Source organism: Uliginosibacterium sp. H1 (assembly GCF_036017065.1).
Taxonomy (GTDB): domain Bacteria; phylum Pseudomonadota; class Gammaproteobacteria; order Burkholderiales; family Rhodocyclaceae; genus Uliginosibacterium.
In genome coordinates this window covers 57,460-73,278 of record NZ_JAYXHR010000003.1, presented here as the reverse complement: position 1 = coordinate 73,278, position 15,819 = coordinate 57,460, and the positions used below count along the sequence as shown (strand labels likewise).

13 protein-coding genes, 2 tRNA genes and 1 riboswitch are annotated in these 15,819 nt (G+C 66.7%); of the genes, 10 read left to right on the top strand and 5 right to left on the bottom strand.

What is annotated here, in order from left to right:
- The first annotated feature begins 5 nt into the window (after window positions 1-5).
- The 10 genes from VVD47_RS17070 (at window position 6) to VVD47_RS17025 (ending at window position 10,372) form a co-directional block, all read left to right on the top strand.
- Window positions 6-1,685, top strand: a complete 1,680-nt coding sequence (locus tag VVD47_RS17070; protein ID WP_327604717.1) for a ShlB/FhaC/HecB family hemolysin secretion/activation protein — start codon at window positions 6-8, stop codon at window positions 1,683-1,685.
- 67 nt (window positions 1,686-1,752) lie between these two features.
- Window positions 1,753-3,051, top strand: a complete 1,299-nt coding sequence (locus VVD47_RS17065; RefSeq protein WP_327604716.1) for a hemolysin family protein — start codon at window positions 1,753-1,755, stop codon at window positions 3,049-3,051.
- 46 nt (window positions 3,052-3,097) lie between these two features.
- A riboswitch (S-adenosyl-L-homocysteine riboswitch) is annotated at window positions 3,098-3,192 on the top strand.
- An 88-nt stretch (window positions 3,193-3,280) separates the two neighbouring features.
- Complete coding sequence (ahcY, locus tag VVD47_RS17060) at window positions 3,281-4,690, top strand: adenosylhomocysteinase (RefSeq protein WP_327604715.1); 1,410 nt, start codon at window positions 3,281-3,283, stop codon at window positions 4,688-4,690.
- A 21-nt stretch (window positions 4,691-4,711) separates the two neighbouring features.
- Window positions 4,712-5,587: a TlyA family RNA methyltransferase gene (locus tag VVD47_RS17055; protein WP_327604714.1), complete on the top strand. Its 876-nt coding sequence runs from the start codon at window positions 4,712-4,714 to the stop codon at window positions 5,585-5,587.
- Entirely contained in the window at window positions 5,584-6,435 is an 852-nt protein-coding gene (gene metF, locus VVD47_RS17050; RefSeq protein ID WP_327604713.1) for a methylenetetrahydrofolate reductase [NAD(P)H], read from the top strand. The genes VVD47_RS17055 and metF overlap by 4 nt, the downstream gene beginning before the upstream one ends.
- Window positions 6,436-6,634: 199 nt before the next feature.
- Entirely contained in the window at window positions 6,635-7,594 is a 960-nt protein-coding gene (locus VVD47_RS17045) for a Bug family tripartite tricarboxylate transporter substrate binding protein (RefSeq protein ID WP_327604712.1), read from the top strand.
- An 83-nt stretch (window positions 7,595-7,677) separates the two neighbouring features.
- Window positions 7,678-7,753: transfer RNA gene (locus VVD47_RS17040), tRNA-Lys, on the top strand.
- Between the two features lie 72 nt (window positions 7,754-7,825).
- A tRNA-Lys gene (locus tag VVD47_RS17035) sits at window positions 7,826-7,901 on the top strand.
- Window positions 7,902-8,053: 152 nt separating this feature from the next.
- Window positions 8,054-9,190, top strand: coding sequence for a uroporphyrinogen-III C-methyltransferase (locus tag VVD47_RS17030; RefSeq protein WP_327604711.1), 1,137 nt, complete (start codon window positions 8,054-8,056; stop codon window positions 9,188-9,190).
- Between the two features lie 9 nt (window positions 9,191-9,199).
- On the top strand, window positions 9,200-10,372 hold the full coding sequence (locus tag VVD47_RS17025; protein ID WP_327604710.1) for a heme biosynthesis HemY N-terminal domain-containing protein: 1,173 nt from the start codon (window positions 9,200-9,202) through the stop codon (window positions 10,370-10,372).
- Between the two features lie 134 nt (window positions 10,373-10,506).
- On the opposite strand, the gene hemF is transcribed toward VVD47_RS17025, so the two are convergent.
- The 5 genes from hemF to dusB all read right to left on the bottom strand — a co-directional run bounded on the left by hemF (window position 10,507) and on the right by dusB (window position 15,807).
- A complete protein-coding gene (gene hemF / locus VVD47_RS17020) occupies window positions 10,507-11,523 on the bottom strand; it encodes an oxygen-dependent coproporphyrinogen oxidase (protein ID WP_327604709.1) in 1,017 nt (338 codons plus the stop codon).
- 11 nt (window positions 11,524-11,534) lie between these two features.
- Window positions 11,535-12,803 (bottom strand): phosphoribosylamine--glycine ligase, encoded by a 1,269-nt coding sequence (purD, locus tag VVD47_RS17015; RefSeq protein WP_327604708.1) that lies wholly within the window; start codon window positions 12,801-12,803, stop codon window positions 11,535-11,537.
- A gap of 78 nt (window positions 12,804-12,881) precedes the next feature.
- Window positions 12,882-14,474, bottom strand: a complete 1,593-nt coding sequence (gene purH / locus VVD47_RS17010) for a bifunctional phosphoribosylaminoimidazolecarboxamide formyltransferase/IMP cyclohydrolase (protein WP_327604707.1) — start codon at window positions 14,472-14,474, stop codon at window positions 12,882-12,884.
- A 59-nt stretch (window positions 14,475-14,533) separates the two neighbouring features.
- Window positions 14,534-14,770, bottom strand: coding sequence for a helix-turn-helix domain-containing protein (locus tag VVD47_RS17005; protein WP_327604706.1), 237 nt, complete (start codon window positions 14,768-14,770; stop codon window positions 14,534-14,536).
- Window positions 14,767-15,807, bottom strand: a complete 1,041-nt coding sequence (dusB, locus tag VVD47_RS17000; RefSeq protein ID WP_327604705.1) for a tRNA dihydrouridine synthase DusB — start codon at window positions 15,805-15,807, stop codon at window positions 14,767-14,769. Before dusB ends, VVD47_RS17005 begins: the two co-directional genes overlap by 4 nt.
- Window positions 15,808-15,819: the final 12 nt, after the last annotated feature.

Below are 15,819 nucleotides of genomic sequence, written 5' to 3'. Positions count from 1 at the left end.
CATCCATGACAAACAAGACAACGATTGCCGCACTGATCTGCGGCGCCTGGGCAGCGATGACGCCGCCCGCCAACGCGCAGCTCATTCCGCCCTCCATCTCCCCGGGGGCCGTGCAGAGCGGCGAGCGCGCGCAACGCGAGGAGCAGCGACGGGAGGAACTCATCCAGCAGGCCCCGCAGGCGCCCGCCGTCACCACGCCTGCGACGCCGGCGGCGAGCGCCGCCAGCGAGGTGAAGAACATCCGTGTGGAGCGTTTCCAGGTCGACAGCTCGCAGATCCTTTCCGCCAGCGAGATCGACAGCGTGCTGGCGCCACTGCGGGGGCAGACCGTCAGCCTGGCCGACCTGCAGGCGGCGGTGGTGCAGATCAACAAGCTTTACGATGCGCGCCGCGCGCTCACCGCGCGCGCCTTCCTGCCGCCGCAGACGGTACGCGACGGCGTCGTGCAGATCCGCCTGGTGGAAAGCCGCACCGGCCGGTTGCAGGTACAGGGCAACCAGTCCCTGGCGAGCGACTACGTCTCCGAGCGGCTCACCTTGTCGCAGGACTCGCTGATGTCCATCCCGACGCTGGAAGAAGACATCGCGCGCTTCAACCGGCTCAACGCGACGCAGCTGCGCGCAAGCGTGGTGGCCGGCGAGAAGTTCGGCACCACCGACGTGCAGATAACGATGATCGAACCCCCGCGCAACCAGTTCCAGTTCTACGTGGACAATGCCGGTCGCGACACCACCGGCAACGCCCGCGCGGGCTTCAGCGCACGCAGCAACAACCTGGCCGGCCTGAGCGACAGTGCGATCTTCAACGGCACGGTGACCGAGGGCTCCCACAGCTTCGGCCTGTCCTACTCCCTGCCGGTGACCCGCAACGACCTGCGCCTGGACCTGTCGGCCAGCACCGGCGAGATCCGCATCATCGACGGCCCCTTCCAGCCGCTGGACATCACCGGCAAGTCGCAGGACGCGACGATCGGTCTCACCCAGCCACTGCTCACCAAGCTCGACCGATCCTGGTCGACCTACGCACGCTTCTCGGCGCGCGAATCCGTCAGCCGCTTCGGTGGCGTCGAGCAGTTGAACGAGGACCTGCGCATCCTGACCTTCGGCCTGGCCGGCGACCGCCTCGGCGACCGCAGCTCCTGGTACCTGGACCAGTTCGTGTCCGTGGGCCTGACCGGCCTGGGCGGCGAGAGCGACTTCCTGTACTACCGCATGGCCGGCAACCGGCTCGACCGCGTCAGCGACAGCTTCCAGCTGGTCACCCGGGCCAGCCTGCAGCTGAGCGACACCGAGCTGCTGCCCTCCAGCGAGCTCTTCCAGGTGGGCGGCGCGTACACGGTGCGTGGTTTCTCCGAAGGCCTGCTGTCGGGGCGCAACGGCTACTACGTGAGCGCCGAGTTGCGTTATGGCCAGGGCACGCAGGCCTACTTCGAAAGTGGCGCCGACGCACCGCGCGTGCAGTGGCTGGGCTTCATCGACCACGGCGGGGCCTTTCCCTATCGCCCGGGCATCCTGAAGGAAGTGGGCAGCAATGACTTCCTCACCGGCGTGGGTGCGGGGGTGATGTTCGACTGGAAGACCTTCAGCGGCCGCCTGGTCCTGGCCGCACCGCTGGACAAGAATCCGGCCGAACTGCACTACGCGCCCTGGCGCGCCCACGCCTACTTCAGCATCACCCTGCCTTGATCCGGCCACGGGCACTGCCCGTGGCTTTCTGGCATGCTTGCTTCGTCGCCCTGCGGCGGAGCCCCGCATGAATGCCTTCTGGATACTGTTGCTGCTGATCCTGCTGTCGGCCTTCTTCGCGCTGACGGAGATGGCTCTGGCATCGGCACGCCGCGCCCGCCTGCAGCAGGCCGCTGACGAAGGCGACCATCGCGCGCGGCAGGCGCTGGCCATCAAGGAGCAGCCCAGCCGCTTCCTCGCCGCCACGCAGATCGGCATCACCGCCACCTCGCTGCTCGCCGGCATCTACGGCGATTCGGCGATGAACGCCGCCATCGAGCAGGCCATCACCCAGCGCCTGCCCGTGCTGGAACCCTGGCGCAGCGAGATCGCGCTGGCGGCCACCATCGCGCTGGTCACCGCGCTGTCCATCGTGTTCGGCGAGATCATCCCCAAGCGCATCGCCATCGCCGAGCCGGAAAAAGTGTCGCTGCGCTGTGCGCCCTTCATGACGCTGTTCATCCGCGTGCTGTCGCCGGCGATCAGCTTCCTGTCGTGGTCGTCGGACGTGATCCTGAAGCGCCTGCCGGTACGCGCCGCACCGGCGGTGACGAGCGTGGAAGACATCCTCGCCTACGTGGACGAGAGCGAGCGCAGCGGGCAGATCGGCCGCGAAGAGAGCCAGTTGCTGGGCAACGTGTTCCGCCTGGACGACCGTCGTGCCGCCGCCGCCATGACGCCGGTGATCGACGTGCGCTACATCGACCTCACCCGTCCGCGCGACCAGAACCTCACCCTGCTGCGCGAGCACCCGCAGCGCTTCTTCCCGGTGTGCAAGGGCGACATGCAGCAACTGGTGGGCGTGGTGGACAGCCGTGAGCTGCTGCCGGTGGCGCTGTCCGGCGAAGTCGACCTCACCCAGCTGCCGATGAACCCGCCGCTGTTCGTGCCGGGGGCGTTGACGCTCATCGAGCTGCTGCGCAGTTTCCGCAGCCACCGCAGCGAATGCGCCTTCGTCATCAACGAGTTCGGCCTCACCGAGGGCATGGTGACGGTCTACGACGTGGTGGAGGCCGTGGTCGGCGACCTGATGCCCTATGCCGACGACCCCGACGAGTCCCTGGCCGTGCGCCGCCCCGATGGCTCCTGGCTGCTCGACGGCCTGCTGCCCATCGACGAGATGAAGGAAAAGCTCGACATCCGCGAGTTGCCCGACCAGAGCCTGGGCAACTACCACACGGTGGCCGGCTTCGCCCTGATGAGCTTCGGCCGCATCCCGCGCAAGGCGGAGCGTTTCGACTGCGCCGGCTGGACTTTCGAGGTCATGGACGTGGACCGCAACCGCGTCGACCAACTGCTGGCCATTCCCGGCGAGCAGGCCGGCTGAACCGCCAGCCTTTCGGCCTGCCCGCCCATCGCCTATAATCCCGGCACTTTCCGAGGAGCGCTGCGAGAAACCGGGTGGTTTCCCAGGCTCGGAACCCGCTGCCGCAATGGCACCGGGCTGATTCAACGGCGCTCACCTGTTCAACCGTGCCGGACACGGGATGAAGGTGAGATACACGCTGAGAAGCACGCACCACCCTTCCCTGCCGGCCACACTTCAGGAGTTCTTCATGAACGCTGTGGCTGACTTCAATGACTACGTGATCACCGATCTCAAGCTGGCCGACTGGGGCCGCAAGGAGATCAACATCGCCGAAGGCGAGATGCCGGGCCTGATGGCCATCCGCGAGGAATACGCGAAGAGCCAGCCGCTCAAGGGCGCGCGCATCACCGGCTCGCTGCACATGACCATCCAGACCGCCGTGCTGATCGAGACGCTGAAGGCGCTCGGCGCCGACGTGCGCTGGGCCTCATGCAACATCTTCTCGACGCAGGACCACGCGGCCGCCGCCATCGCCGCCGCCGGCATCCCGGTGTTCGCCAAGAAGGGCGAAACCCTGGTCGAGTACTGGGACTACACGCACCGCATCTTCGAGTGGGCCGATGGCGGCTACTCGAACATGATCCTGGACGACGGTGGCGATGCCACCCTGCTGCTGCACCTGGGCGCCAAGGCCGAGGAAGACCTGTCCGTGCTGGCCAAACCGGGCTCGGAAGAAGAGACCATCCTGTTCGCCGCGATCAAGGCCAAGCTGGCCCAGGACAAGACCTGGTACTCGGTGCGCCTTGCCAAGATCAAGGGCGTGACCGAGGAAACAACCACCGGCGTGCATCGCCTGTACCAGATGCACCAGCGCGGCGACCTGAAGTTCCCGGCCATCAACGTGAATGACTCGGTCACCAAGTCCAAGTTCGACAACCTGTACGGCTGCCGCGAATCGCTGGTCGACGGCATCAAGCGCGCCACCGACGTGATGGTGGCCGGCAAGATCGCCGTCGTCGCCGGCTACGGCGACGTGGGCAAGGGCTCGGCGCAGGCACTGCGCGCACTGTCGGCACAGGTATGGGTCACCGAGATCGACCCGATCTGCGCGCTGCAGGCCGCCATGGAAGGCTACCGCGTCGTGACGATGGAATACGCCGCCGACAAGGCCGACATCTTCGTGACCACCACCGGCAACTTCCACGTCATCCGCCATGAGCACATGGCCGCGATGAAGAACAACGCCATCGTCTGCAACATCGGCCACTTCGACAACGAGATCGACGTCGCTTCGCTGGAAAAGTACCAGTGGGACGAGATCAAGCCGCAGGTCGACCACGTCATCTTCCCGGACGGCAAGCGCATCATCCTGCTGGCCAAGGGCCGCCTGGTGAACCTGGGCTGCGCCACCGGCCACCCCAGCTACGTGATGTCCTCGTCCTTCGCCAACCAGACCATCGCGCAGATCGAGCTGTTCACCAAGATCAACGACTACCCGGTGGGCGTCTACACGCTGCCGAAGCATCTGGACGAAAAGGTCGCGCGTCTGCAGCTCAAGACGCTCAACGTGCAGCTCACCACGCTGACCGAAGAGCAGGCCAACTACATCGGCGTGCCGGTGGAAGGCCCGTACAAGTCCAACCACTACCGCTACTGAGCGTTCGCCAGCCTTCGCAGCATGGACTCCTTTCACGCCCGCACACCGCGCAGCAAACCGGCCACGCCGGCTGCTGGGGCCGCGGCGCGTGAAGGCCTGCCGCGCATCGACCAGTTGCTGGTCGAGCGCGGCCTGGCGGCGTCGCGCACGGCCGCCCAGCGGCTCATCGCGGCTGGCCGCGTGAGCTGGCGTTCGGCGCAGGGCAGCACGCTCGTTCGCAAACCCTCGGAACTGCTGCCCGACTCCGCGGAACTGCATGTCACGCCGGACGAGGCGGATCGCTTCGTGTCGCGCGGCGGCCTCAAGCTCGATGGCGCCCTGGCGCGCAGCGGGCTGGATGTCGTCGGCATGACCTGCCTGGACGTGGGCCAGAGCACCGGTGGCTTCAGCGACTGCCTGCTGCAGGCCGGTGCTGCACGGGTGATCGGCGTGGAGGTCGGTCACGGCCAGTTGCATGCCCGCCTGCACGAGGATGCGCGCTGCGTGACGCTGGAGGGCATCAACGCCCGCGAGTTGAGCGCAGATCAACTGGGCGCGCACATGCCCCCCGGCGGCTTCGGCCTCGTCGTCTGCGATGCCAGCTTCATTTCGCTGGGCTTGCTGCTGCCACGCTGGCCCGCCCTTCTGCAAGAGGGCGGTCACGTACTGTCGCTGGTGAAACCGCAGTTCGAGGTCGGGCCGCAAGGTGTGGGCCGCGGCGGCATCGTGCGTGACGCCAGCCTGTACCCGCAGGTAGAAGCGCGTATACGCGACACCTGCGGCACCCACGGCCTGCAGGTGCTGGACTACTTCGACAGCCCCATTACCGGTAGCGACGGCAACCGCGAGTTCTTCGTCTTCGCGCAGCGCGGCAACACGGCCGCCCTGCACGAAGCTACGTCACGGATCACCTCATGACCCAGACTTTCAGCATCGAATTCTTCCCCCCCGCCACGCCGGAAGGCGTGGACAAGCTGCGCGCCACCCGCGCGCAACTGGTGGCACTGAACCCGGCCTACTTCTCGGTGACCTATGGTGCCGGCGGCTCCACGCGCGACCGCACGCTGGCCATCGTGCGCGAGATCCAGGCCGAGGGACTCTCCGCCGCGCCACACCTGTCGTGCATCGGCGCCACGGCCCAGAGCATCCGCGAGCACCTCGCCGAATTCCGCGAGATCGGCGTGAAGCGCATCGTCGCGCTGCGCGGCGACCTGCCCTCCGGCATGGCGGACCCCGGCGAATTCCGCTACGCCAACGAGCTGGTGCAATTCATCCGCCAGGAATCCGGCGAGGAATTCCACATCGAGGTGGCGGCCTACCCCGAGTTCCATCCGCAGGCCCGCAATGCCCAGCAGGACATCGACGCCTTCGTGCGCAAGATGGAAGCCGGAGCCGATGCGGCCATCACCCAGTACTTCTACAACGCCGACGCCTACTTCCGGTTTGTCGACGTCGTTCGCGGACGCGGTGTCACCGCCCCCATCGTGGCCGGCATCATGCCGATTGCCAGCTACAGCAAACTGGCGCGCTTCTCGGATGCCTGCGGCGCCGAGATTCCGCAATGGATGCGCCGCCGCTTCGAAAGCTTCGGCGACGACGCCGATTCGGTGCGCGCATTCGGCCTGGACGTAGTGACCGACCTGTGCGAGCGCCTGCTGGCCGGCGGCGCTCCGGGCCTGCACTTCTACACCCTGAACCAGGCCGGCCTGACGCGCGAGATCTGGCAGCGTTTGCGCCTGTCGAACCAGGACAGTTCCCACACGTGACACGTAGCACCGCAAGCATCACCCACCTCGCCGACCGACCCGCCCACGCAGCCCCGCCAAAGGGCTTCGTCCGGGTTCTCCCCAGCCGCCTGCGAGTACCGCCCTGCGTCACAATCGTCGGACCCGTCACGCACGGGAATAACGACAAGCGCCGCGCACGCACCGGGCACACGGTGTCAGCCGGATGCAGGAGGAGGAGATGATGAACCGACGTCGCTTCATGGCGGCATCGCTGGCCTGCGCGCTTCCGGCGGCACACGGCCAGAACACGAGCTTTCCCCTCAAGCCGGTTACCGTCATCTGCCCCTGGCCGGCAGGCGGCGGCACCGACACCCTGCTGCGTGCGCTGGTCCACGAGGCCGAGCGACATCTCGGCTACACGATCCGCGTCGTCAACACGACCGGCGGCGGTGGCGCGGTCGGTCACAGCGCCATCACCCAGGCGCGGCCGGACGGCTACACACTGGGCATGATCACCTTCGAACTGAACTCGCTGCAGGTACAGGGGCAGGTCCCGTTCACCTACCGCGATTTCGATCCGCTGATGCGCATCAACAGCGATGCGGCGGCGCTCACCGTGCGGCGGGACGCGCCTTTCGACAACCTGCGCGAATTCATCCGCTTCGCGCGCAGTCACCCGGGGGAGCTCACGCTGGGCAGCTCCGGAGCCGCCTCCGTGTGGCATCTGGCCGGAGGCCTGTTCGCGGCCAAGGCAGGCATCCAGGTGCGCCACGTGCCTTTCGACGGCGCCATGTCTGCCGTCACCGCCCTGCTCAGCGGGCACATCAAGGCCGTCTCGGTGAGCGTGCCGGAAGTACGCGCCCAGGTGCAGGCCGGCAACCTCCGCGTTCTCGCCGTGATGGACGACAAGCGCGACGAGCTTTTCCCGGATGTGCCGACGTTCGCCGAACAGGGGCTGCCGGTCAGCTTCTCGACCTGGCGCGGACTCGCCCTGCCGCTGGGCGTGCCCGATGAAACCAAGGCACGCCTGACCGACGCCTTCAAGCGCGCGTTCGACTCACCCGCATTCCGCGAATCCGCGCGCAAGGCCTCGTTGAATCTGGACTACCAGGACGGACCGGAGTTTGCACGCTTCCTCGACCGGAACTATGCCGACGTCGCCGCCGTGATGCGCGCCCTCGGCCTGGCAAAACGCTGACGGCCTCCGAATGCCGAATCCGGTCGCTCGCGGCCTTTGACAACAGGCAGCAGCTAGCCTATAATTTCGCGTCTTTGCTTTGCGGGTCGGTAGCTCAGTCGGTAGAGCAGCGGACTTTTAATCCGTTGGTCGCGAGTTCGAGTCTCGCCCGACCCACCACCCGCAACGAAGCAAAGCAGTAAAGGGCGCCTTGCCATTCCTGCAATATCCGGTAAGATGCGCGCCTCTCTCGGGGGTATAGCTCAGTTGGTAGAGCAGCGGACTCTTAATCCGTAGGTCCAAGGTTCAAGTCCTTGTGCCCCCACCAGATACAGAAAAGCCCAGTCCGCGGACTGGGCTTTTTGCTTTGTATGCCCATGTGCGTCGGTGTGGTGTTTTCACCCATCGTGCAGCCTGCAGGCTGTCGCTTGTGGCCTTCCCGGAGACTGGCCAGACAAGGCTTCGGGTAAGATGCGCGGCATGGAGCCCGTACCTGCCCCGAATCCGCCGGCCCCGCCCGCAGCAGCCAGAGCCGGCCGTGCGAACCGCTGGATACTGCCGCTGGCCATCATCGGCACTGCCGGCCTGTTGTTCCTCGCCTGGCAATGGATAGACACACGCCAGGAGCTGCGCCGCACCCAGGAAGAACTGGCGCGCCGCCTGAACGAAGGCGATACCGTCGCCCGGGAAGCCCGCACGCTGGCGGACAAGAGCCATGACCAGTTGCAGACCATCCAGGCCAAGCTGGGCGCGGTGGAGGCTCGCCTGGCTGAAACCCAGGGGCTGCAGTCCACCCTGGAGTCCGTATATCAGGAGTTCTCCAAGGCCCGGGACGAACGCGTCCTCGCCGACGTCGACCAAGCCGTGGGCATCGCAATCCAGCAGCTGCAGCTCGCGGGCAACATTCCCGCCGCGCTGACCGCGCTGCAAAGTGCGGAAGCCCGCCTCGGCAGCGTGGACCGTGCGCAGTTGCTGCCACTGCGCCGCGCGCTGGCCCGCGACATCGACCGCCTGAAGGCATTGCCGCTGGCAGACGTCACCAGCATGGCGCTGCAACTGGAAACCATGCTTGGGCGCATCGACTCCCTGCCACTTGGCTTCGAGCATGCCCCGCCCCTGCCCGGTCGCAATGCATCGGCACCTGCCGCGGCACCGCGCAAGCCGGCACCGACACCACGTCGTGGCAGCAAGCCGGAGGTACAGTCGGCCCCCGTCGCCGCGGCATCGGCACCGCTCGCACCGCCGGAACCGGGCTTCCTGTCCAGCATCCTGAGCGACTTGTGGACCGACTTCCGTCACCTGATCCGCATCGAGCGCATGGATCGTCCCGATCCGGCCCTGCTGTCGCCTTCGCAGTCGGCCTACCTGCGCGAGAACCTGCGCCTGCGCCTGCTGTCCGCCCGCCTCGCCCTGCTGCAACGTGACGGCAAGGTGTTCGGCGAGGATATCCGCCAGGTCGAGCAATGGCTGGAGCGCTACTTCGACGTGAGCGCGCGCCCGGTGGCGCAGATGCTGACCGAGTTACGCCAGCTGGAAGGTGCCCGCCTCAAGGTGGAAGTCCCCACGCTGGCCGACACCGAGAGCGCCCTGCGCGCGCTCAAGGCCGGCAACCGCTAGGAGGGACACATGCGCGCCCTGTTCTGGCTGCTGGGTCTCTTCACGTTCGCCGTCACGCTCGCCGTACTGGCGCGCTACAACAGCGCCTACGCCCTGCTCGTACTGCCGCCCTATCGCGTGCAGATTTCACTGAACCTGCTGGCCTTGCTGACGGCCGCAGCCTTCATCGGCTTCTACCTGCTGCTACGCCTCATCGCCCGCACCATCGAGCTGCCGGGTCAGGTGGAAGCCTGGCGCCAGCGCAGGCGCCGCCAGGCCGCGGCCGAAGCGCTGCAGGATGGCAGCCGCCTGTATCTGGAAGGCCGCTACGGCCAGGCCTATCGCCATGCCGAGGCCGCCTATGACGGCGGTTTTGCGCCCGGCCTGTCGGCATTGCTGGCGGCCAAGGCCGCACAGGCCCTGCGCGAGCCGGAGCGTCGCCAGCAATGGCTGGACCGCGCCGCCGAACATGACCGTGACATCCACATGGCGCGCCTGATGGTAGAGACCGAGCACGCGGTCAACGACCGGCGCTTCGATGTCGCCGCCACCCTGCTCGAACAGTTGCGCAACAGCGGCCATCGCCACATCGCGGCCCTGCGCCTGTCGCTGCAGACGGAGCAGGGACGCGGCCGCTGGGAAGAAGTGGCGCGCATCACCCGCCAGCTCCGCAAGTACCGCGCACTGACCCCCGAGCAGGCTGCGCCCTTGCTGCGCCGTGCGCAGCAGGAGCAACTGCGCGAAGCCGACGGCGATCTCGACGCGCTGCATCGCCTGTGGCAGTCCATTCCCGAGGAGGAGCGCCAGGACCCGCGCTTCCTGGCACGCGCGCTCCCGCTCTACATCGGCGCCGGCGACGAGCTGCTCGCTGCAAAGGCCATCGAGTCCGTGCTCGACAAGGATTGGGAGCCCGAGCTGGCGGTGCTCTATGGCCGCTGCAAGTCGGCCGATCTGCGCGCCCAGCTCGCCACCGCCGAGCGCTGGCTGAAGACTCACCCGGATGACGCCGGCCTGCTGCTGACGCTGGGCCGCCTGTGCCTGCGCGCCCAGCTGTGGGGCAAGGCGGAGAGCTACCTGGAAGCCTCGCTGTCGATGGCGCCATCGCGCGCCGCCCACCTGGAGCTGGCACGCCTGGCCGAGTCGCTGGAGCGTGGCGAGAAAGCCAACCAGCATTTCCGTGCGGCTGCCGAGCTCGGCGCCTGAGGTCGACTCCCGGCAGCGCCCTCACCCACAAAGGACAAAGCAGAACGGCTTCCCGCGGGAAGCCGTTCTGCTTTGCATCTTCACCACTTCACCAGTCCCACCGGTTCACCGATTTCACCGATCGGTCGCGCGCATCAGTCCGCCAGCCAGTCACGGCCCTGCAGGTACTCGTACAGCTTCGCCTCCTCGCTGCCCGCTTCCGGCTGCCAGTCATAGCGCCAGTTCACGCTCGGCGGCAGGGACATCAGGATCGATTCCGTGCGCCCGCCTGACTGCAGGCCGAACAAGGTGCCGCGGTCGTACACCAGGTTGAACTCGACATAGCGGCCACGGCGATACGCCTGGAAGGCACGCTCGCGCTCACCATAGGCAAGGCTGCGACGACGCTCGGCGATCGGCAGATAGGCGTCCAGGAAGGCATCGCCCACACCGGCCATGAGGCCGAAGCTCTGTTCGAAGCCCAGTTCGTTGAGATCGTCGAAGAACAGGCCGCCCAAGCCTCGCGCTTCGTTGCGATGCTTCAGGAAGAAATACTCGTCGCACCAGTTCTTGTAGCGGGCATAGCGCTCGTCGCCATAGGGCGCCACGGCGTTGTAGCAGGCACGGTGGAAATGCCGCGCGTCTTCTTCGAACACGTAGTACGGCGTCAGGTCCATGCCGCCCCCGAACCACCAGGTCGGCTGTGCATCGCCCTCGCCGTTGAGGCGCACCGCAGCCGGGTTCACCGGCACTTTCACGTGGCCGCGACCACGTGGCGCCGCGAAGAACTTCGGCGGCGCGCTGGGCTCCGGCTCCACCTCCGCATCTTTCGGGGTCGCCGAGAAGAAGCGCACATTCATGTGCACCGTGGGGCAATACGGATTGCGCGGGTGCAGGACCAGCGACACGCCCATGGCTTCGAAACCGGCACCCGCCAGTTCGGGTCGCGCGGCGGTCGCCGACGGCGGCAGGGAATCGCCCATGACGTGGGAGAAGTTGACGCCGCCACGCTCGAAGAAGCGACCGTCCTCGATGACGCGGGTAATGCCACCGCCCCCCTTCGGACGCTCCCACTGATCCGTGCGGAAACTGTTGCCGTCAAAAGCCTCCAGCGAGGCGACGATGCGGGCCTGCAGCTCGAGCAGATATTCGCGTACCAGACGGGTCGTCATCCTGTGTTGCCTCAGCGCTTGAGGGCGCGATGGCCGATGTCCCTGCGGTACTGGATGCCCTCGAAGTGGATCGTCGATGCCACTTCATAGGCACGCGCCTGGGCTCCCCGCACCGAGTCACCCAGCGCCGTCACGCACAGCACGCGACCGCCCGCGGTCAGCACCTTGCCGTTCTGCTTCACGGTGCCGGCATGGAAGACGTGAGCGTCTTCGCTCGGCGCCGACAGGCCCTGGATGGCATCGCCCTTGCGCGGACTGTCGGGGTAGCCGCCGGCTGCCAGCACCACGCCCAGCGCGACGCGGCGATCCCACTCCGCCTCGGCCTCGTCGAGCTTGCCGGCCAGCGCAGCTTCCACCAGATCCACCAGGTCGCTCTTCAAACGCATCATGACCGGCTGCGTCTCGGGGTCGCCGAAACGGCAGTTGAACTCGACCACGCGCGGCGCACCGCTGTCATCGATCATCAGCCCCGCGTACAGGAAGCCGCTGTAGGGCGAGCCCTCGGCAGCCATGCCGGCCAGTACCGGGCGGATCACCTCGCGCATCGCGCGCGCATGCACTTCCGGCGTCACCACCGGGGCCGGCGAGTAGGCGCCCATGCCGCCGGTGTTGGGGCCTTCGTCGCCATCGAGCAGGCGCTTGTGGTCCTGGCTGGTCGCCATGGCCAGCGCGTTCTTCCCGTCGCACATGACGATGAAGCTGGCTTCCTCGCCCTGCATGAATTCCTCGATGACCACGCGCGCGCCGGCGTCACCCATCTTGTTGTCGATGAGCATCGCGTCGATGGCGGCATGCGCTTCATCCAGCGTCATCGCCACCACCACGCCCTTGCCGGCAGCCAGGCCGTCAGCCTTGATGACGATGGGCGCGCCTTCGGCATCCACGTAGGCGTGCGCCGCGGCTGCGTCCGAGAAGGTCTGGTACTTCGCCGTCGGAATGTCGTGACGGGTCATGAAGGCCTTGGCGAAATCCTTCGATGCTTCGAGTTGCGCGCAGGCCTTGCTCGGTCCGAAGATTGCCAGCCCTTCCGCACGGAAAGCGTCCACCACCCCCGCCGCCAAGGGCGCCTCCGGCCCCACGACGGTCAGCGCGATGCCTTCACGCTTCACGAACTCGATCCACTCCGGAATGCTGCTGGCCGGCACGTTCTCGACGCCGTTCTCCAGGGCAGTTCCAGCATTGCCGGGCGCCACGAAGATCTTCTGCACCTTGGGCGACTGCGCCAGCTTCCAGGCCAGCGCATGTTCGCGTCCGCCGGAACCGATTACGAGAATTTTCATGGTGTCAAAGTAGAGGTTCGGTAAGGAGGCGCGGCGGTCGGGCCATTCAACGCCGCGCGCCTGACGCTGCGCTGACGGTCAGTGGCGGAAGTGACGGAAGCCGGTGAACACCATCGCGACGTTCTGCTCGTCGGCCGCGGCGATCACCTCGGCGTCGCGCATCGAGCCGCCCGGCTGGATCACTGCGGTGGCGCCAGCCTGCGCCAGCACGTCGAGGCCATCGCGGAACGGGAAGAAGGCGTCGGAGGCCACCACGCAACCCTCGATCTTCAGGCCGGCGTTCTCGGCCTTGATCTTGGCGATGCGCGCCGAGTCCACGCGGCTCATCTGGCCGGCGCCGACACCCACGGTCATGCCGTCCTGGCAGTAGACGATGGCATTGCTCTTCACGTACTTGGCAACGCGCCAGGCGAACAGCAGGTCCGCCAGCTCCTTGTCGGACGGTGCGCGCTTGGTCACCACCTTGAGATCGGCCGGGGTGATGATCGCGTCATCGTAGGTCTGGACCAGCAGCCCGCCCGCGACGCGCTTGTAGTCGGTCTGGCTGATGCGGCCCAGGCCGCAGGTCAGCACCCGCACGTTCTGCTTGGCGGCTAGCAGGGCAAGCGCCTCGGGCGTGTAGGACGGTGCGATCAGCACTTCCATGAACTGGCCAGAAACGGCCTTGGCGGTCGCTTCGTCCACCGGTGCATTGAAGGCGATGATGCCGCCGAAGGCCGAGGTCGGATCGGTCTGGAAGGCCTTTCGATAGGCCTCTTCGGTGGTCGCCGCGACGGCCACGCCACAGGGGTTGGCGTGCTTGATGATGACGCAGGCCACGCCGCCTTCGAAGGCCTTCACGCACTCCCAGGCGGCGTCTGCGTCGGCGATGTTGTTGTACGACAGTTCCTTGCCTTGCAGCTGGGTGTAGCCCGCGATGCCACCGGCCGGCGCGTTCGTGTCGCGGTAGAACGCCGCGCTCTGGTGCGGGTTCTCGCCGTAGCGCAGGTCCTGCACCTTGTCGAAGGCCAGTTGCAGCTTGCCGGGGTAGGTCGCGCGCTCGGGCGCGGCTGCCGGCTCCAGCTTGTCGGCGTCGACGGCGGTCAGCCAGTTGGCGATCGCGGCATCGTAGCGGGCGGTATGCGTGAAGGCCTTGCGGGCCAACTCGAAGCGGGTCTTGTAGCTGAGCGCACCAGCGTTGGACTTCAGCTCGGTCACGATACCGGCATAGTCGGCCGGGTCGGTCACGATGCCGACACCGCCTGCCTCGCCACCGTGGTTCTTGGCGGCGGAACGCACCATGGTCGGGCCGCCGATGTCGATGTTCTCGATGGCATCCTCCAGCGTGCAGCCCGCCTTGGCGACGGTGGCCTGGAACGGATAGAGGTTCACCACCACCAGGTCGATGCGCGGAATGGCGTGCTGCTCGATGGTGCTCAGGTGTTCGGCCAGGTCGCGACGCGCCAGGATGCCGCCGTGCACCTTGGGGTGCAATGTCTTCACGCGGCCGTCCAGCATCTCCGGGAAACCGGTGTAATCACCCACGTCCGTCACCGGCAGGCCAGCATCGCGCAGCGCCTTGGCGGTGCCGCCGGTGGACAGCAGCTTGACGCCGAGGGCATCGAGTTCGCGAGCGAAGTCCACGACGCCTTGCTTGTCGGAAACGCTGAGGAGAGCCTGGGTAACTTTCATGTGCAAAACCATTCAGTGCAAAAGAAACACCCGCGTGAGCGGGTGCGTGTGGGTAGTTGTCAGATCAGGCCGTGCTCGGAGAGCTTGCGGCGCAGTGTGTTGCGATTGATGCCGAGGATCTCGGCCGCCTGCGTCTGGTTGCCGCGCGTGCGGCGCAGCACGGACTCCAGCATCGGCCGCTCGATCTGGCGCAACACCATGCCGTACACATCGTTCGGCTGCTCGCCGTCGAGGTCCTTGAAGTAACGGTCCAGCGCCTGCTCCACGCAGAGCGCGATTTCACTGTTGCGGCTCATGCTGCGAGCGCCTCCATCCCAGCTTCAGATTCATTGACGGCCGACTCGTCGTAGGCCAGATACCTGCCGTGGTCGGCAAGCTGGGCGAAGAAACCGTCCACCGCTTCGAGCTGGCGGGGTACGTCAGGCAAGGTGTTCATCATGCTGCGGAACACGTTGGAGCCCACCAGGCCCTTCGTGTACCAGGCGATGTGCTTGCGCGCGACACGCACGCCGGCCTCTTCGCCGTAGAAACCATACAGATCGGCCAGATGCTCGCGGCACACGCGGTGGATCTCGCCGACCTCCGGCGGCGGCAGTTCGCTGCCGGTCGCCAGGTAGTGTTCGATCTCGCGGAAGATCCACGGCCGGCCCTGGGCGGCGCGACCGATCATCACGCCGTCGGCCTTCGTGTAGTCCAGCACCTGCTTCGCCTTGCGCGGCGAGGAGATATCGCCGTTGGCGAAGACCGGGATGCCGACCTGCGACTTCACCAGCGCGATGGTGTCGTACTCCGCGTCGCCCATGTAGTGATCGCAACGCGTGCGGCCATGGATGGCGATGAGGCGGATACCAGCCTCTTCGGCGATGCGCGCGATCGTCGGCGCATTGCGGTTGTCGCGATCCCAGCCGGTGCGGAATTTCAGCGTCACCGGCACGCTGACCGCGCCGACCACCGCTTCGAGGATGCGGCCCACCAGCGCCTCGTCGCGCATCAGCGCGGAGCCGGCGGCGACATTGCAGACCTTCTTGGCCGGGCAGCCCATGTTGATGTCGATGATCTGCGCGCCACGGTCAACGTTGTGACGTGCCGCCTCGGCCATCATGATCGGGTCCGCACCGGCGATCTGCACCGAGATCGGATCGACCTCGCCTTCGTGGTTGGCCCGACGCTGCGTCTTGGTGCTGCCGTAAAGCAGCGCATTCGACGTGACCATTTCCGACACCGCCAGTCCCGCCCCCATCTTCTTGCACAGCTGCCGGAATGGCCGGTCGGTCACACCCGCCATGGGAGCGACAAACAGGTTGTTCTTCAGGCGGATGCCGGCAAATTCCATGGCAATGGGAAT